At 62.2% G+C, this 25,629-nt stretch carries 16 protein-coding genes; 1 reads left to right on the top strand and 15 read right to left on the bottom strand.

What is annotated here, in order from left to right; genetic code table 11:
* Window positions 1–364: 364 nt before the first annotated feature.
* The 11 genes from AC07V8_RS24595 to AC07V8_RS24645 all read right to left on the bottom strand — a co-directional run bounded on the left by AC07V8_RS24595 (window position 365) and on the right by AC07V8_RS24645 (window position 20,010).
* Window positions 365–997: an SCO family protein gene (locus AC07V8_RS24595; RefSeq protein WP_494680946.1), complete on the bottom strand. Its 633-nt coding sequence runs from the start codon at window positions 995–997 to the stop codon at window positions 365–367.
* Between the two features lie 53 nt (window positions 998–1,050).
* Window positions 1,051–2,628 (bottom strand): c-type cytochrome, encoded by a 1,578-nt coding sequence (locus AC07V8_RS24600; RefSeq protein WP_494680945.1) that lies wholly within the window; start codon window positions 2,626–2,628, stop codon window positions 1,051–1,053.
* Window positions 2,629–2,849: 221 nt separating this feature from the next.
* Complete coding sequence (locus tag AC07V8_RS24605) at window positions 2,850–3,740, bottom strand: LolA-like protein (protein WP_494680944.1); 891 nt, start codon at window positions 3,738–3,740, stop codon at window positions 2,850–2,852.
* A 13-nt stretch (window positions 3,741–3,753) separates the two neighbouring features.
* The gene (locus AC07V8_RS24610) at window positions 3,754–4,572 is read right to left on the bottom strand and encodes an outer membrane lipoprotein-sorting protein (RefSeq protein WP_494680943.1); all 819 of its coding nucleotides are present in this window, start codon (window positions 4,570–4,572) and stop codon (window positions 3,754–3,756) included.
* 61 nt (window positions 4,573–4,633) lie between these two features.
* On the bottom strand, window positions 4,634–5,140 hold the full coding sequence (locus AC07V8_RS24615) for a hypothetical protein (RefSeq protein WP_494680942.1): 507 nt from the start codon (window positions 5,138–5,140) through the stop codon (window positions 4,634–4,636).
* Window positions 5,141–5,196: 56 nt separating this feature from the next.
* Window positions 5,197–5,520, bottom strand: a complete 324-nt coding sequence (locus tag AC07V8_RS24620) for a hypothetical protein (protein WP_494680941.1) — start codon at window positions 5,518–5,520, stop codon at window positions 5,197–5,199.
* Between the two features lie 90 nt (window positions 5,521–5,610).
* Complete coding sequence (locus AC07V8_RS24625; RefSeq protein ID WP_494680940.1) at window positions 5,611–14,421, bottom strand: cadherin-like domain-containing protein; 8,811 nt, start codon at window positions 14,419–14,421, stop codon at window positions 5,611–5,613.
* A gap of 19 nt (window positions 14,422–14,440) precedes the next feature.
* The gene (locus AC07V8_RS24630; protein ID WP_494680939.1) at window positions 14,441–16,075 is read right to left on the bottom strand and encodes a multicopper oxidase domain-containing protein; all 1,635 of its coding nucleotides are present in this window, start codon (window positions 16,073–16,075) and stop codon (window positions 14,441–14,443) included.
* A gap of 10 nt (window positions 16,076–16,085) precedes the next feature.
* Window positions 16,086–17,585: a multicopper oxidase domain-containing protein gene (locus AC07V8_RS24635; protein WP_494680938.1), complete on the bottom strand. Its 1,500-nt coding sequence runs from the start codon at window positions 17,583–17,585 to the stop codon at window positions 16,086–16,088.
* A 107-nt stretch (window positions 17,586–17,692) separates the two neighbouring features.
* Window positions 17,693–18,841, bottom strand: coding sequence for a sensor histidine kinase (locus tag AC07V8_RS24640; RefSeq protein ID WP_494680937.1), 1,149 nt, complete (start codon window positions 18,839–18,841; stop codon window positions 17,693–17,695).
* A 563-nt stretch (window positions 18,842–19,404) separates the two neighbouring features.
* A complete protein-coding gene (locus AC07V8_RS24645; RefSeq protein ID WP_494680936.1) occupies window positions 19,405–20,010 on the bottom strand; it encodes a lytic transglycosylase domain-containing protein in 606 nt (201 codons plus the stop codon).
* Window positions 20,011–20,403: 393 nt separating this feature from the next.
* Between AC07V8_RS24645 and AC07V8_RS24650 the strand changes: the two genes are divergently transcribed.
* Window positions 20,404–21,105 (top strand): pirin family protein, encoded by a 702-nt coding sequence (locus tag AC07V8_RS24650; protein WP_494680935.1) that lies wholly within the window; start codon window positions 20,404–20,406, stop codon window positions 21,103–21,105.
* Window positions 21,106–21,108: 3 nt separating this feature from the next.
* On the opposite strand, the gene AC07V8_RS24655 is transcribed toward AC07V8_RS24650, so the two are convergent.
* The 4 genes from AC07V8_RS24655 to AC07V8_RS24670 form a co-directional block, all read right to left on the bottom strand.
* Window positions 21,109–22,041, bottom strand: a complete 933-nt coding sequence (locus AC07V8_RS24655; RefSeq protein WP_494680934.1) for a LysR substrate-binding domain-containing protein — start codon at window positions 22,039–22,041, stop codon at window positions 21,109–21,111.
* A gap of 40 nt (window positions 22,042–22,081) precedes the next feature.
* Window positions 22,082–23,005 carry a rhodanese-like domain-containing protein gene (locus AC07V8_RS24660; RefSeq protein ID WP_494680933.1) on the bottom strand — a complete coding sequence of 308 codons (924 nt, stop codon included), beginning with the start codon at window positions 23,003–23,005 and terminating at the stop codon, window positions 22,082–22,084.
* A gap of 78 nt (window positions 23,006–23,083) precedes the next feature.
* Window positions 23,084–23,782 carry a YoaK family protein gene (locus AC07V8_RS24665; protein WP_494680932.1) on the bottom strand — a complete coding sequence of 233 codons (699 nt, stop codon included), beginning with the start codon at window positions 23,780–23,782 and terminating at the stop codon, window positions 23,084–23,086.
* Between the two features lie 31 nt (window positions 23,783–23,813).
* Window positions 23,814–25,586, bottom strand: a complete 1,773-nt coding sequence (locus AC07V8_RS24670; RefSeq protein ID WP_494680931.1) for an amidohydrolase — start codon at window positions 25,584–25,586, stop codon at window positions 23,814–23,816.
* Between the last annotated feature and the right edge of the window lie 43 nt (window positions 25,587–25,629).

Genomic DNA, 25,629 nt, shown 5'->3' on the forward strand with positions numbered 1-25,629 from the left:
TTACGTAGGTCATTTTTTCCTCTATGGTGGCAGTGTCTTGCCAAATGACCGTTTACACAAAACTAATTACACCCTCACGGCTTTGGCTGGAGCAGTGCTCCAGCCCTTCTTTTTGGTTACTTTTTCTTGGCGAAGCAAGAAAAAGTGACTAGCTGCCGGGCTACCCCCGGCAAGCTTCCACGGAGTAGAAAACGACTTACTTACGCACTAACCGTTCTTCGAATGCCGCCGACTGTACTCCGTAGCCCACTAAGTGGGATCAGAGTGAAGTTTCTGCAAAAGGCGCGCAGAAAGTTCACTCTGCCCCCCTTTAACTACCGCCCTGTTTAACTACCGCCTCATTTAATTGGAGAATACTGTTCCCTCACTTCGACGCCACCAGCTCATGGTAAGCGCCCAGCAGCTCAGCCACCGTCGCAAAACCATCGATCCGCAACCAAGGCCTGCCAGGCGCCGCCCGCAAAAACATCACCGGGTTATGGTTCATCTTGTCCCCGCGATAAACATCGAAAGCCCGCTGCGTTTCAATGCTCGCCGCCATGGTGCCCGTATAGTGCTGCCACTCCGGCCCCGCCCCGTATTTCCTCGCATACGCCGTCAAGCGCGCAGGCGTATCCTGCTCCGGATCGATAGAGATCGACATCATATGCACCTTGTCCCGGTCGCTCCCAAGATCGCTCTGCAACTGCGACATGGTCTGGCTGATCATCGGACAGATCGACGTGCAAGTCGTATAGATGAACGTCAGGATAACCGGCCGCCCGTCGTCCAGCTCATGGATAAGCGACACCGCTTTGCCGTCCGCCCTCACCAGCGAAACCGCCGGCGGCGTGTAATCCACCGTCGAACGCATGACATCCGACATCATATGATGGTGGTGGGCGTGCGGATCCGGCGCATTCGCAACGGACCCGCTGGCGGCGAAGGCCAGCGGCGCGACCGCCCCGGCGGCTGTCAACGCCAAGGCGGCGACGAAGGATTGAATGATTATTTTCATGATAGTTGCTCCCAAGATTTTATAAATTCCATCTGAAGCACCTGAGCCTGCCGCTACGGCACCATCCAGTCGCCCTCGGCGACCAGCCGCACGCCGTCAGGTTCGGCGAAACGCACGATATACCCGCCCTTGGAGGCGAAACGCTGCCCCGACGCCAGCGTCAGGCGCGGATAGTAGCCGGTGAGGATGCGGCGCTCCAGCATGTCCTCGATGCGCTCGACCAGATAGTCGCCGACAAAGGTATCGACCATATGGCTCAGCGTCTCCGCCAGCAGGCCGCAGGCAAGATAGGTGTCCGCCTGGACCTGTTCCGCCACCACAGGAATATGCCGGATCGCGAACCAGCCGAACGCATAGTCGACCCGGTAACGCCGGCGCTCCGGCAGGTCGACCGGATAGGCCAGGCTGGTGCTGCTGCGCCAGCTCGACGGCAACGGCGCGTGCTCCAGCCCGCTCATCAATCCCGACATGAACACAGCGGTCGACGCCTTCGGCGCCGGCGCGGCGGCGAGCGCGGCGACATCGGCCGGGCGCAGCCACATGACCAGCGCATCCGTACGCGCAGCTCCCTTCAAGGCCATGACGACACTTTCCTCAGGCCGGACAACCCGGCTCGACACTGCAATGCCATGTTGCTTCAGCGTTGCGGCCAACGCCTGGGCAGCCGCCTCGCCGCTGTCGCCGGCGCGATAGATCTGGCGCACGCTCTTCACCGCCCTGCCGCGATCGCCTCCATTCGCGCCGAGAATTTTCTTTGCGATCAGCTCTGCTTCCAGCAATACGCCCTTGGACAGATACAAGGAATAAAAGTCGCTGTCGCCGCCCACCGGCGTCTCTACATTGGGAAACAGGCAGGGTATGGCTTCGTCCTCGCAGAATGCATGGATCGGCGCCCAGGTCTTGCCGCCCAGCCCCGACAGCACGGCAAACACCGGCTCCGCCGCCAGATGCTGTTTCAGCTGCTGCTCCCAGCCGTCCGGCGGGCCGGTCAGTTCCCAGACATGCAGCTGCCAGCGGCGATTCACCATGAACATCATCCTGCGCGAAGTGCGCAAAGGCGGCGTCGCGCCAAGCGGGAAAACGTTCTTGTCGGCGAAATACTGCTGCAGCACATCCAGCATGCCGCGCCGTTTCACCGGGTCAGCATCCGGCGTAATGACGGTGGCAAAATGCAGCACCGTATCCGCGACCCCGCGCGGCCGGCGCTGGTCAAGACGCTTCAGGTAGCCGATCAGCGCCGCCATGTCGGCGTCGTTCAGCGCGAACTGCGGCATCAGGTAGCTGAGCGGCTTGCCTTCCGAATTGAGGCCGCTGCGGATCGCCCGGGCGATGGTTTCATCGGTATACGGCTCGCGGTCGGCGCGGATGCCGTCCACGTAGGGCAGATCGAGATCTTCCATGTCTTTGGCGCGCGGATGGAACAGATAGCGCCCGGTGATCGGCGGTATGGTGTCGCGCCCGGCTTTGGCCCCAAGGCCGCTGGGACGGTGGCAATTGATGCAGGCCGCGGCTGCCCCCTGCAATTGCACGCCGGCGTCGCGGGTGGCTACCAGCGCCTGCCCGGAGCCCCGTATGCCGCGCTTGAAAATCGTCTCGCCGGCGTCCGCCGCCGGGTTGCCTGCGCTGCTCACGCCGGCCGTTGCAAGCGTTGCCGGCGCTGCGAACAGGTTTCCGGCATCAAGCGCCAATGCAAAAAAAAGCACAAGCGCAAGCGATGCGGGACGCTGCACTTGTGCAAACACTACTCCACGGAGGAGTATTTTTATCCTTGCAAAGCCTCTCTCTTTGTCGAGCGCGCGCTGAGTCGGACAGATCGATCCGATGCTCGGCCACGACAGATGCGTGTTCATGATCAGCGCGCCGGCCGTCCGGTTTCCCGGACTGCCTGTGCTGCCTGTGCAGTGTCGGGGCCTATCGAAACCGAGTTGTTGCGCCCCTGCGTGCCGGGCTTGGCGAAGCGCCAGTCTTCCAATGGCGGATTGAGCGCGATTTTTTCAATCACAAGCTTGTTCTTGGCCTGAACCGTGCCCAGGCCGGTTTCAATGACGGTCGGAATCTGCAAGCCTTCGACGCTCCGGTAGTTACGGTAAAACACCGTTATCGTCGCTGGCTGGCCGATGGCGCCGCGGGTCTGGCGGTCGTATTTGATATCCAGGAAAGTCTCTGCATCGACCCATACGTGATGGCTGACGCCGGACGGCAATCTGACGCTCAGCCGATAGGCCTTGTGTCCTTCGATCTCATCCATCCCGTCCAGGCCGACGGCAATTCCCTTGGCCTCGGCGTCGATAAGCGGACCATCGATGACCTGCTCCTCATGCGAAAATTTCTGCTCATCCGGCGTATAGGGCTGCACATCCGGTTTGCCGTTGCGGCTCGGACGCAGCTTCCAGCCGCTGGCGCCGTCATACACCCGCACCGCTACCTGGCCGAGCGCGGTGATTTCAAAGCGCGTCTTGTTCGGGCGTTTCAGCTCCAGCACAAACGGCAGCGTCGGCACCGCTGCATTGGCGCTCTCGACGTGTCCGATCCAGGCCATGGTCTGGATCTTGCGCCAGGCATCCGCCCCGCCTCTCGCGGCAACGTTTTTCTCGACGACCTGGGCCGCGCTCAAACCATGCTCGCCGCTTTGCCCCGTCGCCGATTCTGGTGCCGGTCCTTGCGCAAAGGCAGGCGCTGCAAGGCAAGCCGAAATGCAGGCGGAAAACAGCCACATTGCGATCTGGTTTGAAGGCAGCTTCATGATTGAACGTCCCCTATTGGCTGGACATCTTGGCCACCGCCAGCTGCGGCTTCGCAAACATGGCGTCGGTGGTCGGCGGATTCACCGTCACGTGCTGGATGCTGATCTTGTGGCTGGCCTTGGCGCCGGTGACGACCGTCTCCAGGACGTACGGCAGGGTCAGGCCGTTTTCGGTCTTGTAGTCGCGGTAGTAAATGGCGACGTTATGCATCCTGCCGTCGAGCTTGCGCGGCTCGCCGTCGATTTTCAGTTCCAGGAAAGTCTTGGCGTCGATCCACAGATGGCGTTCGACGTGGTCTTTCATCGTCAGCTTCAGCTTGTAGGCGCTATGTCCCTCCACCGCCTCCATGCCCTGAAACTCCACTACCGTGCCCTTGGCCGCGTAGTCGATCAGCGCGCCATCCAGATCGGTCCATGCGGCGGCCGCCTTGGCTTCGACGGGTGTAAAAGGCTCGACTTCATCGCGGCCCAGGAAGGGGCGGACCTTCCAGCCTTGCACGCCATCGTAGACCTGGACTGCCGTCTGCTCCTGGAAGCGCAGCTCGAAGCGGCTCTTGTGCGGCCGCTTCATGGTCATCACGAACGGTAGCGAGGTCTCCTGCTTGCCGCCCACATCGATTTTTCCCGACATGCTCATGCTGCCGACCGCGCGCCAGGCTTGCAGGCCGCCGCGCGCCGCTACATTCCTGTCGACGATCTGCGCCGCACTCAGACGGCCGGCCGGAGCGCTCTCGCTTGCCGCGGCCTTGGCGACTGCGGTTGCCGCAACTGTCATGGCGGGTGTCGCCATCAGCGACGCCAGGCCCAAGCCCAGCAAAATAAATCGGTTCATGAGTAGATCCTCCTCAGCTTGTTTTATCCCGGTTCAATCGTCATCGCTCGCTGGCAGACGATCATTCCACCACCAGCCCGTCAAAATGAAAGGAGCCGATCAATACATTGACACGGTCCCCCGCCTTAATCAGATTGCCCTTGTTCGAAAACACCATCCAATATTCCTGGCCGGCTTCCGGCGTACCGCTCTGCCGCAGCTGGCCGATTTTGTCCATGACCGGGATTTGCAGCAAGGCATGGCTTCGTTGACCGATCAGGTAAGGCGTCGCGGTCTTTTCGCCCAATGCCTTGGCCCTGGCGGGGTCGACCACGCGGTAGCTGAAACGGATCAGGTTGCCTGATGCGGTCTGGCGCACGCTCAGGTTGTCGACGCCGCCATAGGCCTGGTAGAAAGTCTTGGCCGGCTTCGGTATCTTCACCGGCTGATACGGAGAGGATTTTTTCGCCGCCGGGCGCGCGGCGCCGGGCGCAGCCGATGGAGCCTGCTGTGCCTGGGCAAACTGAGCCGGGGCCGCGATGACCCACAAGCCGCCAGCCAGCAGCGCCGTCAGCGCCGCTGATTTCACTGTCTCTCCGGACACGTTCATGTTTTTCCCTGTTGGCCTCTGCGGCCGTTCTTGCTTTAGTTATTTGCCGCTATGGCGCCCGCGCATGCCGCTATCGCTTCCTCTTTCTTTGCTGCGGACAACTGTCCGGAAACCTCCTCATAAGCGCGCCGATATGCCTCAGTCTTGCGCGCAGCCGCCAGATCTTCCGCCGATGCATCGGCGATCACCGGCTTCAGCAATTCACTGTACCTGGCGTTGTCGGCCGGGTTGAGCTTGCCGCAATGGGCAACCACAGCTTCCATTTGTCCGAGCCTGGCGCCATCCAGCGATGACTCCGCCGCAAGCGCCAAGGAGAAACTGGCCAGTGCAGACAAAGATACGAACAGATAGAGTTTCATGTGATTCCTGCCTCCCGATACGTTGCCGCCTGAAGATTCCGTGGCTGCCCGCGCTTGCCTGGCGCGGGCAGCACTACCGGCCGCCAGACTTCATTTCGCCGTTCCTGTCATGGTCGAGGTCTGCGTGCCTGCCGCATCGGTGACCGATACGCTGGCATTCCTGACGCTGTTGATCGGCACGCTGGTGCGCGGCTGGAACCGCACTGAAACGACGCAAGTGGCGCCCGGATTCAAGCTGGTCGTCGCCGTCAGCTGGCCGCCAACGGCCGGACCGCAGGTCGACGTCAATGCCACCACGGCGTAGTCAGCCGGGCTGGCGCCTGACAGCGTTCCTTGCGTGATGCCGGTGAGCGCTACGTTGCCGGTATTGGTCAGCGTAAAGTTCTGGACCGGACCCGTCACGTTGCTCAGCAGCCTCACGGTAGGCGGCGCGGTCCACGCGGTCGGCACTAGGGTTGCACTGACCACCCGCGCCACGCCGGTACCGGTGAGCGGCACTGGCGAACCTGTGACCGGCACGTTGGCGGCAATCGCTACCGTCCCGCTGGCGGCAGCCACCGCCGTCGGCGCAAACACCACGTTGATGGTGCAGCTGGCGCCGGCAGTCAGGGTCGCGGTACAGGTATCGCCGGCGCCCCGGGCGAACGGACCGGTGAATGTCAGCGCGATGCCCGTCAATGACGCTGTGCCGGAGTTATGCAGCGTCAGGGCTTGCGCGGCGCTGGTGGTTCCGCTCGGCGTACCGCTGAAAGTCAGCGAGGCCGGTGTGACATTCGCGGCGGCAGCCGGCGCCGACACGAATTCCACCGCGCCGATATCGAACTTGCCTCCTTGCGGCCTGCTGGTGCCGTAGTAGTCATGGTTAGGCGCACCTGTCGCAGTGGCGTTGTTGATCGCCGGCGAGCCAGCGGTGATGGCGTAGTTGCCCAGCGGCAGACCGTAGCCGGCGCTGCCGGAAGCCACGGTTGCGTTGGACAAGGACAGCGGTCCGTAGAACATGTTGATCCACTGGTTGCCTTCATCCGGCGTTGCCGCAGGCATCAGGGTGAACAACGGGTTCGGTATGACCGCATCGGCGATGCCGGGAGGCATGGCGAAGCCGTTGCCGCCACCTTCCGGCGGCACCCGTGCGCCATTGCAGTACTGGCTGATCACGGCCGGATTGCTGCCCAGGTTGTTGGCTCCCGGATAGTCGGCGGCATCGGTCAGGATGGAGTACTGCGGACTGAGCGTCAATCCCGAGCCATGGTTGGCCGGGCCGGTATCGCCAAAGGCGCCGATGTCCCAGTAGACCGCATTCGGATCGCAATAACCCGTTTGGTGGCCAGCCTGGTTCAAGGTCGGATTCAGCGTCACCACATTCTGCAAGCCAGGTATCGCCGGATTGAGACCGCCCACCGTGATATAGAACGCGCGGTTCTGCCAGAACAGGTTGTTGGTCATCACCGGGTTGGAGAATGTCGTGCAATTCGGCAAACCGGCAGGGCAAGCCACGGTTGGCACGGTGAACGCCGTGATCAGGTTGGTGGTGTGACGCGCCGTTTCCAGGCCTGCCGGCTCGTACTGCGAAGTGGTGGTCGGGCTGCAGGTTGTCTCCGAGCCGACCGTAGTGCAGTTCGGCGGACCGACATTGGCTTGAGTGGCTGCGGCGGTGTTGAACAGCACACCGGCCGACGCCGTGGCGTCGTTGGAAACGATGGTGTTGTTGACGAAGTTGACCCGCACAGCATCCTGCAAGGAGACGCCGCCTCCGGCCCAGCCGGCGACGTTATTCGCAATGATGTTGTTGGTGACGCCGACCTGATACCAGGCATTGGCATTATTAGGACTGCGCTGCACCTCGGTGCCGTTGATGTTCTGCAGCCGCAGGCCGCCGCCTTTGCCGCTTTCGGCGGTATTGCCGATGATCAGGTTGCTGTCAACCTTGATGCCGGGACCGGCGCCGTCGGTGAGTTCAGGCGCGCAGTCCTGGTCGACCGTGGCATTCTCGCAGAACGTGCCGTCCGGGGCGACGCCCTGGACGATGACGCCGCCGCCGTAAGTCGGCAAGGTCGGGTTGTTGCTCTGGTTGAAGAGCACCCAGTTGTGCGAGATGTCGCCGTTATAGCTGAAGCCGAAGTGCGCCATGCCGCCGCCGTCGCCGCTGCTCATGTTGCCGCACACCCAGTTGTAGTTGAAGTGGTAGTTGTCGGCCCCCGAGCAGAAGGTGACGCCACCGGCCGAGGACGGCGTAGTGGAGTTGATTTCATCGCCGTAGGAAGCGTTCAGCGTGACCGCGTTGTGGTGCACGTTGACAGCGTTGTTGTAGCCGAACGGCAGTTCGGTCACGCCATCCGCGGCTATGGTGCCGTCCGACACCTCAACCTGGCCAACGGTAATGCCGCCGGTCAGGGTGCCGGCATTGCCATAGACGCGGTTGTTGGCAAGCTCCATGTTGTGGTTCCAGCCGTGCAGGAAGATACCGCCGCCGCCTTGCGAACTGTTGGTGAAGCTGATGCCGTCGATGCGCGCTGGATTGCACAGGAAGTTGCTAGGGTAGGTAGTGCAATCCGCACTGCTGGCCGTGAGCGGCGTGAAGATGCCGTTCGCGGTGAAGTTGGGATCAGCTTGCAGAGTGCCGCCCACCAGCACGTCGCGCACGCCTTTTGCCAGGACAGTGATGCCCGCGCCTTCATACGCTCCCATGATCGAAGGTTCTATCAGGAGCTCGCCCAGATTGCCATTGAGGGTATTATCCCAGCCAATGGTAGGCTCGAACGGAATCGGATCAACCTTGCGCTGCATCGCCGCCGGGCACGAGTAGGTGCCGGTCGGATCGAACGGATTGGTCGACGAGAGCAGGCCGCCGTTGATCGCCACGCCGAACAGGCAGTCGATCTGGCGCCGCCACGGATCCATCTTTCCGGACGGATGCGTATTGGCGTTGACCGTCACAGAGGAAGCGCCGACGCCTTGCAGCCGGATCGGTTTCCACATGATCAGCATTTCGCTATACATGCCGGGACCGACGATCAGCATGTCGCCAGGAGTGGCGCTGTCGATCGCGCTCTGGATGGCGTTGCCGGCGGCATTCTCGCCATTGATGTATTTCGGCGTATTGCCGCCGATGGTCACGGTCACCGTGTCGATCGATTTCTTGCCGGCGTTGGTGGTGATCACCAGCTCGCCGCACATGGCCGGCAGCAGCGTACCGCGTTGCTGGACCGGGCAGCTCGACTGCGACGCACTCAGCAAGGGGGCCAGCACCTTGATCTGGGTGTCGCTCCATGAAGTCACCACCGCATTGACGCCGCCAATCGTTACCGTTCCGCTGCCCTGGCTGGCGCCGAAGCCGTAATGGCGCGTGATGAACTTCTGGTTGTACGGCGCCGTGGTGGCGGCCGGTCCGGAGTAAGCATGGTTCAGCACCGTCGCATCGCCCGTGTTGTTGATGGCAGTGATGGTCAGCGCGCTGCCTGCCACCTTGACCCAGGGGCCGGCGCCGCCGGTGATGGCATCGCCGGTGACCTTGGCGATGGCAGGCGTAGCGTCCGGATAGGCGCAGTCAGGCGGATTGTAGCCTTCGGCAAAGGCCGAGACCGGCACCACCGGGGTATCCATGTACTGGGTCTGTCCGGGCATGAACGGAATCTCGTAACAGAACTGGCTGTAGGCCGGATTGAACAAGGGGTCGGTCATGGTCTGGCCAGGATGGGCCGGATCGGGGATCGGACCGGGATCGTTCATGCAGGCGACCATCATGGTCGGCGCATAGCCGGTCGGATTTGGCGGGTTGACCTGCCAGGTCGAATAGTTCAAGCCGTTGTAGATGCCCCACTGGTCGGAATACGTCCGCGATATTTCATTGCCGGCGAAATCCTTGAAGGATATCGGTACGTTAGGAACAGCGAACTTCTCGCCGAACTGCGGCGAATACGGATCGAATTCCGATGAAAAATCGTCCAGCATGAAACCGGTGTAGTGCGCCGCGACGTGGGCCGAGCTGAACACCCAGAATTTCGCCAGCACCGTGCTCTGGTTATCCAGCTGCACTTCCTTGCGGTCGCACAGGTGCCGCGAAGCACCCGCGAACGGCGCCACTTCCTGCGAACCGGGGAACAGGCTTATATAGTCAGGCACGATACGCAGTGCGCCGACGCAGGGCCAGAAGGCTTCGATGCTGCCGGTGTCGCCTTCGTGCCGCGGGTAGGTCACCGATCCCAGGTCCTGGGTCGGATTCTGCGCATTGTTCTGGTTATAGGCGGAATTCACCGCAGCCTGGTCGGGCACGATGAAGATATTGCCGATGCCGCCGAACTGCTGCGTCACCGGTGCAATGTAGTTGTCGCCGATGAGGATGTTCTTGTCTTCCTCTTTCACCAGTTCATAGCCCGGCGGCACGATCATTTCGACCACGTACTTGCCGGCAGGCAGCATGACCGTGCCGTCGCCGCTAGGATTCGCCACGCAGATCGTGCAGTTGCTGGCGGTCGGCTTGCCGGTGGTCGGGCTGGTGGCCGTCACGCTAGGGAATTTATACATGCCGTCGAAAGGCGCAGGCTGCAGCTGGTTGAAGGCGTGCATGCCGTCGTAGCACTTGAACTGTGCATTCGCAGGCAGGGCGCGGTGCGAGGGGTCGAGCCACTGGGTAGTCCCCTTCAAGGTAAAGAAGAAGGGATCGGTGGTTTCCTGGCCCGGGCAGTTCATGTTAGGAACGCCGTCGGAACGGAAACCCTGGGCCCAATCGTCCCAGCTTGCGGTCTGGGTAGTATCGACCAGCGTCAGCGTAGCGCTGCCGTCCGGAGCTGTGTTCTCCTGATACAGGTTGACGGTCACGTTCGGCACGTTCGGGGTCCACTTGGTATGGAGCAGCAGCGACGGATCGTCGAACGGCCGGGTCGAGGCGTAGATCACCTCGCCCTTGATGCCGCCGTTCTCAGTTGCGGCGAACGGCGTCTTGCCGAACTCGATGAAGGCGCTCTGGCCTGAGAATCCTTGCCAGCCGATGGTGGTCGCCGACGGTGGCACTATGCTGCCGGTGGACGGATTGGCGGTGCTGCTGCCGGGGCCGTTCTGGATCGAAAAGCCGTTGCAGTCAGCGTTGTCGCAATACACCGCGCCAGGGATCCGCTCTGCCACAGGAAGATGCGCTGTGGCCGATTCCAACGTATTGGCAAAGTTGGCCGCGATGGTCGAAGCGCCGCCGCCAGGGGTACCGTCCGGCGGGCCGCCGGCGTCATACACCAGGTGCACCCCGGTCTGTTTGAAGCGCGTGGTGTCGGCTTCCACCACATACCAGTTAAACAGAGGGAACACTTCGTTGAACGGTGCATAGCCGTTAAGGTCGGTGCTGTTGAAATTGGAGATGCTGCCGTCGCGGAAACGGACGATGGTCGGCACCAGTGTCAATCCGGGCTCGTTGGACTGGGAGACGCCGTCGCCGTTGAGGTCGATGAAAGACCGGGTGTAGAGATTGGTGTGCCATTGCAGCACCGGCAGGTCGCCGACGTCTTTGACCTGGTTGCCCGTCAGCTGCACCGCCGTCGCCAGGCCATCGACGATCTGGTCGTTCCACTGGTCGAGCACGGTCAGGCGGAAGGTGCCGTTCGGGATGCCGGTGAAGCTGAACCTGCCGTCGGCGTCGCATTTGGTAAAGGCGATATCCTCGCCGTCCGGATCGCCCAGGCTGACGTAGCACTGGGTGAAGCTGAGGGACGTGCGCGAGCCGCTGCCGTACAGGTTCTCGTTAGGCGGACGGCTGTAGTGCAGGTTGGTGATCCTGCCCTTGACCGAATTGGTGCAAGAGACGCCAGAACCGCCTGGCGCGGCGTCGCACAGTCCGGCGCCTTGTGCATTGGTGCGGCGGTCATTGATGATCTTCGGATTGGCAAAGCCGACGGTGACGTGGAAGCCGGCCGGGCCGAATTCCTGGAAGTAGGCCGGGCCGCCAACCTTGATGAAAGCGTCATGGGCTTTTTGACCGTCCAGCGTGTTGGTCTGTATCCATTCCTCCCCCCTGCCGATGCGATCGGCTGCCGGCGTGGCGATCACGCCGTACTTGCCGGGCATCAGGTTGGCAATGATGGCTTGGCCGACCAGAGGCGACTTGGTCACGCCGTCCGATTCAAATGTCGGACAGGTCGGAATCATGCCTACCAGGCCGTCGGTCGCCTTTGAAATCGGGCAGGCATTCAGTCCGGTCGATGGATCGATCATGCCCTGCAAGGAATTGGACAGCGGCATGTTGAACATGTCGTAGCTCATCTGGCCGGTGGGGTCGCCGCTGCCGCCGGCATCGTCCCAGAGCTTGATCTCGAATCCGCCCAGCCCAGGTTCGCGGGCTGTGCCGAAAGCGTCCAGGCCGCCGCTGACGTCGATTTCGCCATTCAGCGGAGCGTCGTCCTCGAACACATACACCGAGATCTTGGCTGTCGCCATCGGCGTCTGCGGCACCAGTACGCTGACCGTTGACGCAGCGGGGGCGATCGGCGCGCCGCTCATGCCGTGGCCGCAAGTTCCGGTGCCGGGCGCAAAATCCGCACCGCCTGGCCCCGAAGGGCAATCCAGTGCAATGCTGAAAGGCCGCTGCGGCCCGCTGGGGTTGCTGGCATTGACCGGCTTGGGAGCACCCGAACCGCTAGAGAACGAATTGCCGGCATCGCCTGGCAAAATCGAGATGTAGTAGTGCTTGGTCGGATCCAGCGAAACCTGGCTCGGGTTGACTGCCACCTGCTGCGTAGCCGTGGTGCGGCAGGTGCCGTTGCCGATATCGCATACGGCTGGCATATGGGCATTGCTGACCGGGTCGAACACAGTCTGTCCCGCCTCGCAAGCGACCTTGCCGACGCAGCCGGAAGCCACCACTGGCATGTAACTGACATGAAAATTGGCACCAAGGCTAGGCACCGGCAGCGGCGGACAGCTAGCCGGCCGCGTGGCCGAATTCGTCTGACATGCCGGGTCGATCTGGACAGTGCGGTCTTCCTCGATGATCCAGCGGTAGTCGGTGAGCTGGACTGGGGTGGTGGTCTTCGCGCTCGGCGCATCAAGCACCTTGACGACCAGGCCGCTGCCGCCCTTGAAGGTGACAGTAACGGTGGCTGGCGCCGAACTGGTGTTCTGTGAATTGATCGCTGTGTACTTGAACGACATCGTGGCGGTCGAGGTACCGGTGGGAACAGTTGCAGGCACCGCGTTGAAGGAACCGTCCGGATTCAATGTCACCGTACCGCCGACGACGCTGGTGGCTGCCGAGGCATGCAGCGGATGGCCGCCGGGATCCTTGTCGTTGGCCAGCACGCCGGGAGGGCTGATCTGCAGCCGCGACGCGATGTTGCTGGTGTAGCTGTCGTTGTTGGCGACCGGCGCGCCGCCCAGGCAGCCGGAGACGGCGGTACAGGCAGCCAGGGTTACCTTGGCCGTAATCGCCGGATTGCCGTTCGCCATGTATATAAAACTGTCGGTGGTGGTGCCGGCGAACGGTACATACGTGAAAGTGCCGTCAGGATTCAAGGTGACCGTGCCGCCGGCCGGCGGCGTCGCCAGCTTGACCCCGTAGACCCGGATATCGTTGGCGATCACACCTTTGGCCGGATCGGTGACGGCCAGGGTATTGCCAGGCACCAGGTAATAGTTGTCGGGATTGGCAATCGCATTCTGCGTGCCTGCCGCCACCGGCAGCGCGCCGCCATTGACGCTGACATAGGCCAGCATGCCGCCGTCGCGCTGATTGTTGGTGGACAGGCTGAGCTGGCGGTCGAACACCGGCAGCGCCAGGGCGCCGGCGGCCGGTGCATTCATCATCACGTCGTAGGTCTTGCCGGCGGCCATGAATACTTCGTTCTGGACCCGGCGGCTGCCCGGCAAGAGATTGCCGTCTTCAGCGATCAGCGAAAAGCCTGAAGCAGCCGGATTGCCGGTTTGGGCGCCGACCACTGTCGGCACATGCATGCGCAAGCCGGCGTTGACGAAACGCAGCAGAACCTGGCCGGTAGCGGCCGGAGCGGTGATGGCAAACTGGGATCTGGTTTCGTTGCCGCGGTCAAAACTGACGCCGTTGATCAGGTAATAGCGCGGATCGTAATTGACTGCCGGCGGATAGCAGGTCTGGAAAGTCGGCGAGGCCGGATTGCCGCAGCCGCCGGGCTGGCCCGACCATACCGCTGTCTCACTGAAGCCGGCTTTCGCCACGGCTGCCGCCACGGCGGTGTTTTGCGCAGGATCGATTTCACTCAGCAGCAGCGGCACATCGGCGTCGTAGCCGACACCGGAATAAGCCTGGGCCGGGGTTGCGCCGCTGGCCGGCGTCCGCACCACCAGCACGCCGTACAAGCCCATCGGTCCCTGGATCGAGGGATGGGTGCCCGACTCGATCAGGTAGGTGCCGGGCTTGAGGTTATTCCAGGTCAACGACCTGGTCTGGCCGTGCACCACTTCGCTGGCGAACGACTGAACCCGGGGGCCTTGGGCCGGTGGCGTAAACTGCGATCCGGTCGAACTGCCCGCGATCGGCCAGGTCACGCTATGCGGCGCATGCGTAGGGCTGGGCGTGGTGGTTGCGGTATTTCCCAGGCCGCCGCCGAGCTGTCCCACGATCACCAGCGAGGTCGGCACGCTGGCCGGCAGGCTGTTGGTGAGATTGATGGTCAGGGCTCCCGGCGGCACGCTGATCACCACCGGTGACCAGCCTGTGCCGGCATTCGGATTGGTCGCGGCGCAAGTGGCTGGCGCCACCGCTACCGCGCTGCAGCTGTAACCCCACATCGGCACCAGCTGCCCATCCGGCAGCGTGGTGTTGACGGCCTGGGCCGTCAGGTTGACGCTCTGCGCGAAAGCTCCGCTGCTGGCCATGACCAGCAGCGATGCTGCCAGCCCTCCCTTGACCAAGCCTAAAAGCATGGCTTTGACCTGATTGGTTCTCATCGCATTTCTCCTGCTTTTTTTAATTGGCTTCGTTTATCGAGAAGGCTTGCGGATCCACGAGCATCATCATCATCATGCCGCCCGGGAAAATATTGCTGGTAGTGATCTCGCGTTCATTGTGCGAGTGCCACATGAAGGCGAAGCCTGCTTCGGTCGACGGCGGGTTCGCCAGCGTGCCGGAAGGCGGCGTGCTGCCCGTGGGACCGACAGCGCGGGCGGTCGCGTCCGGCCCCAGATAGGCGCTGCCGCCATACCATTGCCCGTTGGTCAGGATGTTCGAATCCGGCAGCGTCACCGGACCGCCGCTGCCGACAGCGCCGAAGGCATGCGCTTCCAGCGGCTTGTTGTGATCCTGGCACCACTCGTAATAGTTAGGCGCGAGCGGATCCGCCGTGTAATAGCCGTTGGCGTCCGGGATGCAGACCACCGGCTTGCCGAGGTAGGCCGGAAATGCCGCATCGGTGTAGAGCGCGCCGGCGGTATGGCCGTAGACGTCCCAGTTGAGCCCTCTGCCGGTCCAGTAGAAGATGCCGTCCATCGCCAGGCCCGGCGTGGTGGTCGTGGTGAACAGCAGCGGCCCGGCCAGCTTGGTCGCATCGGTCTGGCTGAGGATCAGGTTGCCGTCGCGGGCGAGGACGCGCACGTGGTTGCCGTGTTCGTGGAAAGGATGCTGCCAGCGGCCGTTGCCGATCACCCGCAGCAGCACCAGCTCGCCGGGATGCATGTGCGGATTGCCGTTATACGGCTGGTGCGGATATTGCACCGCATAGTTCGGATCCATGTCGTCAGGCATGGAGCGGCCGTTGATCAGGAAATAGGCTGGATGATAGGGTTCGGTCTCGACCGTCATGCAGCCGGTGGGCTGGGTGCACGCCACCGCGGCCTGCTGCTGCGCCTGGTTGTGGATGCGCGGATCCATCTCGGCGAACTGGAACAGGTACTCGCGGTCGTAGCAGCTGGCGCTGTGGTTGTAGGCCGCCGCGGCGTTGCGATAGTCGGGCTGGCCATCGGGCAGCGTCGACGCCACGGCGCGGCAGCCGGCCGGCACTACGGTCGGCAGCACAATGATCGCGCCGTACAGTCCCATCTCGATCTGCAGGTCGCCCTGGGTGCCGCTGTAGTAGCTATGGGTGCCGGCGGTGCTGGCGATGAAACTGTAGGTGACCGAACCGCCGTGCGCGGCTTCCCGCGTCAGCAGGCCGGGTACGCCGGTCGGCACGGCGGGGCAGCTGCCGTCCGGATTCATGACGGCTGTGCAAACCTGGAATCCGGGGAACAGGATCGAGGTATTGCCGGCCGCCGCCGGCAGATTATTGGTCAGCGTTATCGTCACCTTGTCCCCCTGGTGAACGATCAGCGTCGGCCCCGGCACCTGCATGGTCGAACAGGCGGCTCCCGCCATCCCTGCCGGCGAAAAGCCGGAGGGCGCCGTGCTGCAGCCGTAGCCCCAGGAATAGACGTTCATGCCGTCGGGCTGGCTGATGCTGCTGTCCGCCGCATTCAGATTGAATGTCGTCCCCGTGATGCCCGGGGCGGCGGCATGCGCCGGCAGCGGACAGAGCAGCGCGCACAGCGACAGCAGCAAGGGCAGCAAAAACGGCGTGGCGAGCCGCGCAGCTTTTGCGCTTCGATTGTTGTTGGTTATATGGCTCACGGCTCTTCTCCTAGACGCAGGACTTGCTGGTCGGATTCACGGAATTGCAGATGTGGACCTCGGTCATCAAGCCGCCAAAGTTTTCGGCATCGTTCGACAGGTGATCAAGGTTCGGCGTGTACAGGTAGTAGACCGAGCCCGCCGGATGATTGACGGTGTCGCTGGCGTCCAGGATGACGTCGATCGACTCGCCGCCGCCCACCGTGATCGAGTTGGTGTTGTAGGTCAGGTCGTTGCCGGACAAGTCGCGCAGCAGGCGTGCGTTGATGCCGATCACGTGCATCGGGATGCCAAGCGAGGCCAGCGTCTGGAACTCGGTAACGTCGAGGTCAGAGATCCTGAGCAAGGCCTTGCCGCCGACCGGAATATTGATGATGGTTGGCAGCGGCTGCGAAAAATGCTGGGTGCCGTCCGACACTTCGGTGGACATCGGTCCCGGCGTCACCGTGTCCGGATAGCTGCGTCCGTTCAGCAGGAAGTGCTTGTCCTTCATGTCGGTAAACGCCTCCGGATTGAAGGTCATGCCGACGAAGTGGAAGTTGGGATCGAAGCCGTGGATCTGCACCGGATACTCGACGTCATAGGCGGTCGAACCATCGCCGTCGTTATAGGCGTAGAGCGTCGGCGTGCCGGCCTTGTTGTTGAGGTGCGTGGCGGTATTGGCCGGCGGCAGCGGCGACGAGCACAGGATGTCGCTGCCGCACTTGGTGCGCAGATCGGCTTGCTGCCCCACCAGGCCGGCATACAGCGTGCCGCTGGCGACGCGGTTCTGGCGCGGCCGCACGTAGATCTGGCCGACCATCCCCATCTGCAGGTGTTCCGGCGGGGTGATATGGCAGTGCCAGAAATAGGTTCCGGCATCGGGCGCCAGGTAGTAATAGGTGAAGCTGGCGCCGATATTGATGGCGACCGACGCGTCCGGCACGCCGTCATAGAACGAGGATGCATTCGGGTAGCCGTGGAAGTGCACGGTATGCTTCTCGAACAGGTCGGGACGCATGATCATGCCGACATTGGTCAGGGTCAGGAAGAATTCGTCATCCTCGTCGATCGCCATGGTCGGCGCCGGAATGTTGCCGTTCATGACGCCGATGTCCATGATCGGCCGCGGATCGACGTGACCGGTAATCTGGCCGGCAGGCACCGAATTCGGGTCAGGCGCGAGGCCGACCGCGCCATTGAAGGTCGGGTCGCCAACCGGATCGCCGACTGTGTTGAACACCGAGGCCGGTTCCGTGCCCGGCAGGCCGGCCTTGATGTCGGCCAGGCCGGACAAGGGTCCGAACGAGAACATATAGGTCTGGTTGCCGTCGGCCATTGTGGAGTAGCCGTCGCCGCCAGAAATTTGCTGGCATTTGATGGCCCCGCTGACGCCTGCCGTGACAACGGCAGGATGGAGCACCGTGCTGGTCGGACATTGCACCCGGAACGACTGGGCAAATACAGGCGCTGCGAAAGCAAGCAATAGCAGCGCAAGCGAGCCGCGGCTAAATAACTGTGTGCTGAACATATGACCTCCATCAAGCTCCGCCAACGGACGGAGCACCGCCATCTACTCCATCTGCCACCGTGGCCGCCGATTGCCGTTGTTCCGGCTAACCCGGCGCCATGACCTCATCAATTCGACTGCATGCCGTTGGCCGTTCCACGCATCACCACTGAGTGGAGCTTCCAGCGCACCTCTACCGTCGTGCCGCTGCCGGGAGAGGATTTGATCGCAAAAAATCCGCCGGTGGACTCCGCCCGCTCGCGCATGCTGCGCAAGCCGATGCCCTGCTGGCTGACGTGACCGCCGGTAAATTGCTTGGTATCGAAGCCGACGCCGTTGTCCTGGACGCCCAGGATCAGGTTGCCGTGGTCGCTCAGCATCGAGACCGCAACGGTCGAGGCGCAAGCGTGCTTGGCGGCATTGTTCATCGCCTCCTGGATGATGCGGAATATCTCCGACTTGAGATGCGCAGGAATCTCCGCTTCTTCGACGTTCAGATGGCGCTCCAGCTTGATGTTGTCGTACGCATCCTCGTATTTGCGGCAGTGCCCTTCCACGGTCGGCAGCAAGCCCAGGTCATCGAGCGTACTGGGCCGCAGCTCGCTGGAAAGGCGTCTTACGTCATCCATCGCATCGCGCAGGCGCTGCACGGTTTCGTCGAGAATGTGCGCGCCCTCCTGCACCTTGCCCTGCTTCAGCCGGCGCGAGGCATCTTCGACCATGAATTTGATCATCGCCAGCACCTGTCCGATACCGTCGTGCAGCTCCGACGAAACGCGTTTCAGCTCGACCTCATGCGCGACAATCAGGCGATTGGCAAACTGCTGGAGTTCCAGCTCGGAGTGCTGCAGCGTGTGCGACGAAGCCTGGCGCTTGGCTTTTTCCGTCAGCATCAGCATGATCGAACAGGCGACGCCGTCGACCTGGTCGATCGGAACCGGCACCACAAAAACGGCGCTCTTGCGGCCGCTGCGGCCATGCAGGACCAGGTCGAACGGCTCATAGCTGCTGCTCTTGGGACCCTGGTGAAGCAGATGGTTAAGCGCTCTGTCGCCATCCACAACCAGGCGCATCAGCAAGGTGCCCAATAATTCCTGCACTTTAAAGCCGAGCATGTCGGCGGCAGTATCGTTGATGCTCGAAATGGCGCCTTCGTTATCGATAACGAGTGACGATATCCCGAACAGGTCGGTAAGCTCGCCGAACTGCGGCTCCGACAATTCGATCTCGCTGCGCATTTTTCGCATGACACCCAGCACCTGCTGCAATTTCAACATAGCCGTACTCCCTGTAGGCTTTTCTTATCCGACCGCTCCCCCTGCCGATGACCTGGCGTTTACCATCGCAACCGCGGCGCCAGGAAACGGGGAAGGGATACTGATCGATGACTGCGATGAAGAATGTGATAGAGAATGCGAAGAGAGGCGGCGGCCCGGATGCCTGCCGGCGAGGCATGGTTGCCTGGAATTGCGGCGATGCAGATGAGGGCGTCAGCGCACGGCTGGCTGCGGCGCAGTTCGGCCACAGGTAACCAAGACGCATTTACACGACGATAGCTCAGCATGCCAGCTCTCCCTGTGGAATGCCTTTTCCGTTTGGACTTTGTATGGCATTCGCTCATACCTACCACTTTGCTTCATCCGGTGTCATCCGTCAGTGGATGAACACCCCCAGAATCCGGTAGGGTATGCCCGCCTAAAATTGAGTTTAGGCGAACAATCGTCAGCTCGATATGAACTTATGAAAAATATATCGAGTGCTGCAATATCCTGCATTTGTAAGCTCTGCTAAAAACCATGGCGAATCCGTTCCGCCCTGCCGCTGGCTGCCGGTGTTGCCCTTACTTGTAATGCGCCATCACCTTCGGGACATATTTCTGCGTCTCGCCATAGTTGGGAATCCGGTAGCCGGCCCGGATGACGGCTTGCTCGCCGGCGTTATAGCCGGCCAGCGCGAGCTCCACATCGCCTTGGAACAATTTGAGCAGCCACTGGACGTATTCAGCGCCGGCGCGAATGTTTTCTTTCGGATTGAAGGCATCCGATACGCCAAACCGGCGGGCGGTGTCGGGCATCAGCTGCATCAGTCCGCGCGCGCCCTTGGCAGACAAAGCCTGCGGGTTATAGCCCGATTCGACTTTAATCATCGCGTGCAGCAGGTTAGGATCGAGGTCATGCTGGCGGGCGGCATCCTCTATCATGTCTTTGAAAGCGCTGGGAATCGTGGAAATGTTTTTTGAGGCGACAGCGGCAGCAGCGGGGGCTTCAATGCCTCCGCGCGATGGCGCTATCAATAGCACCCTAGCCTCAGGGCTGCTGAAATTGGACAGAACGACAGTCCCCGCCGCACTCGTGCCGCTATATATCTGGGCGTGCGCAATGCCGGGGGCGATTGCCGCTGCCACCCAGCACAACAGAACAAAGAATGGCGGTATTTTAATTTTCATCACTGCTCCCATTGCGCCAATAGCTCAGATATAGGCAAAATTGCGGAGCAAAGCACCTGATGCAATCCCTTTAATCAATATGGGTACTATTACTACTTCTCAAACAAGAATGAAAATCGTTAGCTGAATGACGCGATATTCGATTTTTACGTTGCTATCCCGCGTCCTGTCTCGCAAAAGGGCCAGAAAACACCTTTCCAGCAGCCTGATTCTCCCTGCAACCAAGGCTCCTCCTCAATCATCGATAATTTCGAATATATACCGGCATTTTTTCCGTTTTTCTTTTGATTTGGCAACGCGCATACTGCATTCCAGTTCATTCAACACCGCAGCTGCCCTGCCAGGCCGATACCCGGCCCAGGCGGCGATTGCGGCAACCGACGGAGAAAAACCATGCTTCAAATTCGCAAAGGCACAGAACGCGGCGTCGCCGATCACGGCTGGCTGAATTCGCACCACACATTTTCGTTCGGCCATTATCACGATCCGCTGCACACCGGCTTCGGCCCCCTGCTGGTGATCAATGAAGACCGCGTAAAGGCCGGCCAGGGATTCGGCACGCATGGCCACAGCGACATGGAAATCATTTCCTATGTGCTGGAGGGCGCGCTGGAACACAAGGACAGCATGGGCACAGGTTCTGTCCTGCATTACGGCGATGTGCAAAGGATGAGCGCAGGCACCGGCGTGCGTCACAGCGAGTTCAACCACTCGCAGAGCGCGCCCGTGCATTTCCTGCAGATCTGGATCCAGCCGAACGTCAAAGGGATTGCGCCCAGCTATGAGGAAAAGCATTTCACGGCAGCGCAAAAACAAGGGCAGCTGCGCCTGATCGCCTCGTCCGACGGCCGTGAAAATTCGGTGCTGATCCATCAGGATGCGGCTATCTACGCAGCGATCCTGAACGGCGAGCCGGCTCTGCCGCACACGCTGGCTGCCGGACGCACCGCCTACGTGCATCTGATCCGCGGACAGCTGAACATCAACGGCACGACACTGAAAGGCGGCGATGCCGTGAAAGTGACCGCCGAAAGCCTGGTCACGCTGTCCCACGCGGAAGACGCGGAAGTATTGCTGTTCGACCTGCCCTACTGATCTTCAGGGCTGCCCCGGCGCGCCGGGCACGTGCTGGACCAGGCGCGCCATGGCGTCGGTATAGCGCACCCGGTCCATCCACCAGGCCAGCGCTGCGCCTTCTTCGCCGGTGCGCCATGCCATCGAAAATGTTTCATCGGGTTTCGGCTCTTCCACCTGCTTGACGATCAAGGCGCCCGAGGCGATCGCCGCGCGCGCGCACGGCTCGGGCAGGAAACCGAAGCCGATGCCGGCCAGCTGCAAGGCATATTTGCTGCGCATGTCAGGCACCGTCAGCGTATCCTGCCCGAACAGCAAACCCACCGTGCGCGATGGCATCTTGCGCGCCGAATCGGCGACGCTGATGGCGCGGTGGGGATGCAGCTCGGCCTTGCCCAACACCTTCTTCACCTTGGCCAGCGGATGATTCGGCGCCACCGCGAACACGAACGATATCGTCCCCATCTGTTCGGCGACGTAGCCGCCGCCGGCCGGCCCCTGCCCCGGCGCGCCGATCAGCAAATCGACGCGGCGCTCCAGCAGGGCCTCCCAGGTGCCGGCCAGCGATTCGCGGGCGATGCGCAAGCGGGTCTTGTCGGCGACGCCGCAGAAGGCATGGATATCGGACTCCAGCGCGCTGACGGAAAACAGGGAATCGATGCAGATGGTGAATTCGGTTTCCCAGCCGGAGGCCACCCGGCGCACACGGTGTTCCAGGTCTTCCGCCGCCTTCAGCAGATAGCGGCCTTCCTTCAGCAGTTCCGCGCCGGCGCGCGTCAGCGCCACCTTCGGCCCCTGCCGCTCGAACACTTGCACGCCAAGGTCTTGCTCCAGCTTGGAGACGGTATAGGAAATCGTCGAAGGCACCCGGTGCAGCTCGCTGCCGGCGGCGGAAAACGATCCGCGGCGGTCGATGGCGTCGAGGATCAGCAGTGCATCGAGACTGATTCTGAACATGGAATTCCTGTTAGAGAGATGGGCGCAACTGCGTGAAACATCAGGAATCGATCGCGTAGCCGGCGGCGATCCAGGCATCGATGCCGCCCGACAGCGGCCGCACCTTCTTGTAGCCGCGCTGCATCAGCTGCTTGGCCACCAGCGCCGCCGATGCCTCGTTGGGGCAGGCGCAATAGACGATCACTTCCTGGTCGATCGGCGCATCGAAGACAAAGGTATTGATTTCATTGTGCGAGATGGCAAGCGCGCCGGGAATGCGTCCGGTCTGCTGCGACGCCGGCGAGCGTATGTCGACGATGGCCGGCGTCAAACCCTGCTTGAACAGCTGGTCCAGCTCGTCCACCGAAATGCGCGCCATGCGCAGGGAGCGGCGGAAACGCCAGCGCTGCCACCATTTACTGGCGACAAAAACGGCAAAGGCGGCCGCCACCAGCATCATGCCGTACTGGCCGAGTTCGGTCAGCACGCCCAGCAGATCGTCGATGGTCGTGCTGAACAGCGAGCCGAGATAGATCGCCAGCCCGGCCCACAAGGCGGCTCCCAGGCCATCGTAGAAAATGAAGGTGACGCGCCGGGTGCCGACCGTGCCGGCCAGCGCGCTGGCGATGGAAGCGAAACCGGGAATGAACTTGGCGACCAGCAGCGAGCGCGCGCCCCAGCGCGAGTAGATCGATTCCGTCTGGCGCACGCAGGAATCCGGCGACAAGGAAATGCGGCACAGCGTCGACAGCACTTTGCGGCCGTAACGGCGGCCCGCCATGTACCAGAAGAAATCGGCGATCAGGGCCGCCGCCACCGCTGTCAGCAGCAGCACCGGCGCCGAGTATTCGCCGCGATGCATCAGCGCGCCGGTGATCACCAGCGTCGGATACGCCGGCACCGGCGCGCCCAGCTGCTCGGCCAGCACGTTGAAGAAGACGAGGATCAGCCCGTATTGCTCGATCAAATGAAACAAGTAGGTCATCGCTTTCGTCGCCTCGTATCCATAGCCGTGATTGCCAGATTGGCAATTTCACAATAATGCGGTAAACATCTATGGATATTATAAAGTTGATGGCGTAGCGGCTCCGGTCTTTTCCGAAAGATATTCCTTGATGCTCAGCCAGAGCAGCAGCGCCAGCGGCAGCAGCAGCGCCAGAAACAGCAGGTGCTTGTAGGCGAAGGCGCCGCCGACGGCGCCCGCGCCGAAGGCCACGATAGGCCAGAAGAACTTGCGGCAGCGCTGCCGTATCTCCTCAGTCGCCGCGCCGCGCACGATATCGACCAGGTCGATGATCACCTGGGTGACATTGCCGGTCATCACCGTGGTCGGCGTCAGATGCTGCAGCACCAGGCGGCTGCTGGCGTTCTGCACGCCCATGGCGGCGGCGCCCAGCATGCCGGCCAGCAGCGCCAGCGGCGCGCGCGAATCGGCGACCGGCTCGGCCAGATGACCGGCCAGCATGAAGCCCAGCAAGAAAACCAGCTGCAGCAACAGCAGATAGAACATCGGCGCCCGGCCGCCCCGCTCCAGCCAGATCACCACCATGCGCGTCAGCGCCACGGCGAAGATAAACGCTGGGAAGGCCAGCAGCTTGATCAGCACGCCGTGCGAGGGATTGGCCAGCTCGCTGCCGATCAGCACGAAGTTGCCGGTGACGTGGGCGGTGAACAATCCGAACAGCGCGATGAAGCCGACCGTATCGACATAGCCGGCCAAAAAACTCAAGGCAATGCTTTGCCGGGTCCGGAGATTACTCATGTCAGGCATGACCATCCTTTGCTGTAAAAAATCAAAAGGCAAAACAGCTGCAACCCAGTGTGCCCCAGAAGCCGGAATAGTCGGACACCGGCACCGCCGATTTCCGCGCCGCATCGTGCGCATGGGCATGCACGCCACAGGCGCCGGCGCATTGATGCGGCAGGTCCTGGCGCTGCTGCTGCGTGTGCCGCAGTCGGCGATAATGGCCTGGCACGGTTTTCACCGGCGACCAGTCCGGCAGCACCGGTATCGGCGGCGGCGCCAGCGGACTGAATTCTGCAGCGCCGTAGACTATTTTTCCACCGACCACCGTCAGCACCGATTCCAGCGCCTTGATGCTGTCTTCGTCGACCGCAAAGAAGTCAGCCGACAGCACCGCCAGGTCGGCCAGCTGGCCTTGCTTGATGCGGCCTTTCTTGCCCTGCTCGCTGGAGAACCAGGCGCTGCCGGCGGTCCACAATTCCAGCGCGGTGTGGCGCGATAGCTGGCCTGCCGCATCGTACAAGCGCATGCCGCCGACGGTGCGTCCCGACACCAGCCAGTAAAGCGCCGTCCATGGGTTGTAGCTGGCCACCCGGGTGGCGTCGGTGCCGGCGCCGACCGGCACGCCCATCTCCAGCATGCGCGCCACCGGCGGCGTGTGCCTGGCGGCGTCGGCGCCATAGCGCTCGACAAAATATTCACCCTGGAACGCCATGCGGTGCTGGATCGCGATGCCGCCGCCGAGCGCGCGCACTCTTTCGATATTGCGCGGCGTGATGGTCTCGGCATGGTCGAAGATCCAGTGCAGGCCGTCGAAAGGGATTTCCTTGTTTACTTTTTCAAACACGTCCAGCATGCGGCTGATCGACTCGTCGTAGGTCGCATGCAGGCGGAACGGCCAACGCTGCGACACCAGATGGCGCACCACTTTTTCCAGCTCGCCTTCCATGCCTGCGGCCAGCTCCGGCCGCGGCTCCAGGAAATATTCAAAGTCGGCGGCGGAAAACACTAGGGCCTGTCCCTTGCGCTGGGTGAACAGGTTGTAGGCGATGCGTATCGTCAGCTGCCGGTCGCGCGCCAGCTGGTCGATGATGGCATAGTCCTCCGGGTAGTTCTGGAAGCCGCCGCCGGCATCGATGGCGCTGGTGACGCCGAGGCGGTTCAGTTCGCGCATGAACTGGCGGGTCGAGTTGACTTGCTGCTCGCGCGGCAGCGCCGGTCCTTTCGCCAACGTCGCGTACAGGATCATGGCGTTCGGCTTGGCGATCAGCATGCCGGTCGGATTGCCGGCGGCATCGCGCTGGATTTCGCCGCCGGGCGGATTCGGCGTGTCCTTGGCATAACCCACCGCGCGCAAGGCCGCGCGGTTGAGCAAGGCGCGGTCGTACAGGTGCAGGATGAACACCGGCGTATCGGGCGCGGCGGCGTTGATTTCTTCCAGCGTCGGCATGCGCTTTTCGGCGAACTGGAATTCGGTCCAGCCGCCGACCACGCGCACCCATTGCGGATGCGGCGTGCGCAGCGCCTGTTCCTTCAGCATGCGCAAGGCATCGGCCAGCGAAGGCACGCCTTCCCAACGCAACTCCAGGTTGTAGTTGAGGCCGCCGCGGATCAGGTGCAGGTGGGAATCGTTCAGGCCGGGGATCACCGTACGCCCCTGCAGGTCGATCACTTGCGTGCCCTGCCCGCGATGCCGCATGACTTCTTCGGCGTCGCCGACGGCAAGGAATCTGCCATCCTGGATGGCCACCGCCGTCGCCAGCGGCTGCGACTGGTCGACCGTATGAAAACGGCCGTTCAATAAAATCATGTCTGCGTGCATGCTGTTCTCCTGAGCTGGCTGAGCTGGCCGAGCATTAACTGTT

The organism is Collimonas sp. GW821-FHT02H07 (assembly GCF_059421505.1).

Excerpts from the sequence above, each read along its gene's own strand:
- AC07V8_RS24660 (WP_494680933.1), bottom strand. The coding sequence starts at position 23,005 with ATGACCTACTTGTTTCATTTGATCGAGCAATACGGGCTGATCCTCGTC.
- AC07V8_RS24655 (WP_494680934.1), bottom strand. The coding sequence starts at position 22,041 with ATGTTCAGAATCAGTCTCGATGCACTGCTGATCCTCGACGCCATCGAC.
- AC07V8_RS24595 (WP_494680946.1), bottom strand. The coding sequence starts at position 997 with ATGAAAATAATCATTCAATCCTTCGTCGCCGCCTTGGCGTTGACAGCC.
- AC07V8_RS24670 (WP_494680931.1), bottom strand. The coding sequence starts at position 25,586 with ATGCACGCAGACATGATTTTATTGAACGGCCGTTTTCATACGGTCGAC.
- AC07V8_RS24645 (WP_494680936.1), bottom strand. The coding sequence starts at position 20,010 with ATGAAAATTAAAATACCGCCATTCTTTGTTCTGTTGTGCTGGGTGGCA.
- AC07V8_RS24610 (WP_494680943.1), bottom strand. The coding sequence starts at position 4,572 with ATGAACCGATTTATTTTGCTGGGCTTGGGCCTGGCGTCGCTGATGGCG.
- AC07V8_RS24640 (WP_494680937.1), bottom strand. The coding sequence starts at position 18,841 with ATGTTGAAATTGCAGCAGGTGCTGGGTGTCATGCGAAAAATGCGCAGC.
- AC07V8_RS24650 (WP_494680935.1), top strand. The coding sequence starts at position 20,404 with ATGCTTCAAATTCGCAAAGGCACAGAACGCGGCGTCGCCGATCACGGC.
- AC07V8_RS24665 (WP_494680932.1), bottom strand. The coding sequence starts at position 23,782 with ATGAGTAATCTCCGGACCCGGCAAAGCATTGCCTTGAGTTTTTTGGCC.
- AC07V8_RS24620 (WP_494680941.1), bottom strand. The coding sequence starts at position 5,520 with ATGAAACTCTATCTGTTCGTATCTTTGTCTGCACTGGCCAGTTTCTCC.
- AC07V8_RS24625 (WP_494680940.1), bottom strand. The coding sequence starts at position 14,421 with ATGAGAACCAATCAGGTCAAAGCCATGCTTTTAGGCTTGGTCAAGGGA.
- AC07V8_RS24605 (WP_494680944.1), bottom strand. The coding sequence starts at position 3,740 with ATGAAGCTGCCTTCAAACCAGATCGCAATGTGGCTGTTTTCCGCCTGC.
- AC07V8_RS24635 (WP_494680938.1), bottom strand. The coding sequence starts at position 17,585 with ATGTTCAGCACACAGTTATTTAGCCGCGGCTCGCTTGCGCTGCTATTG.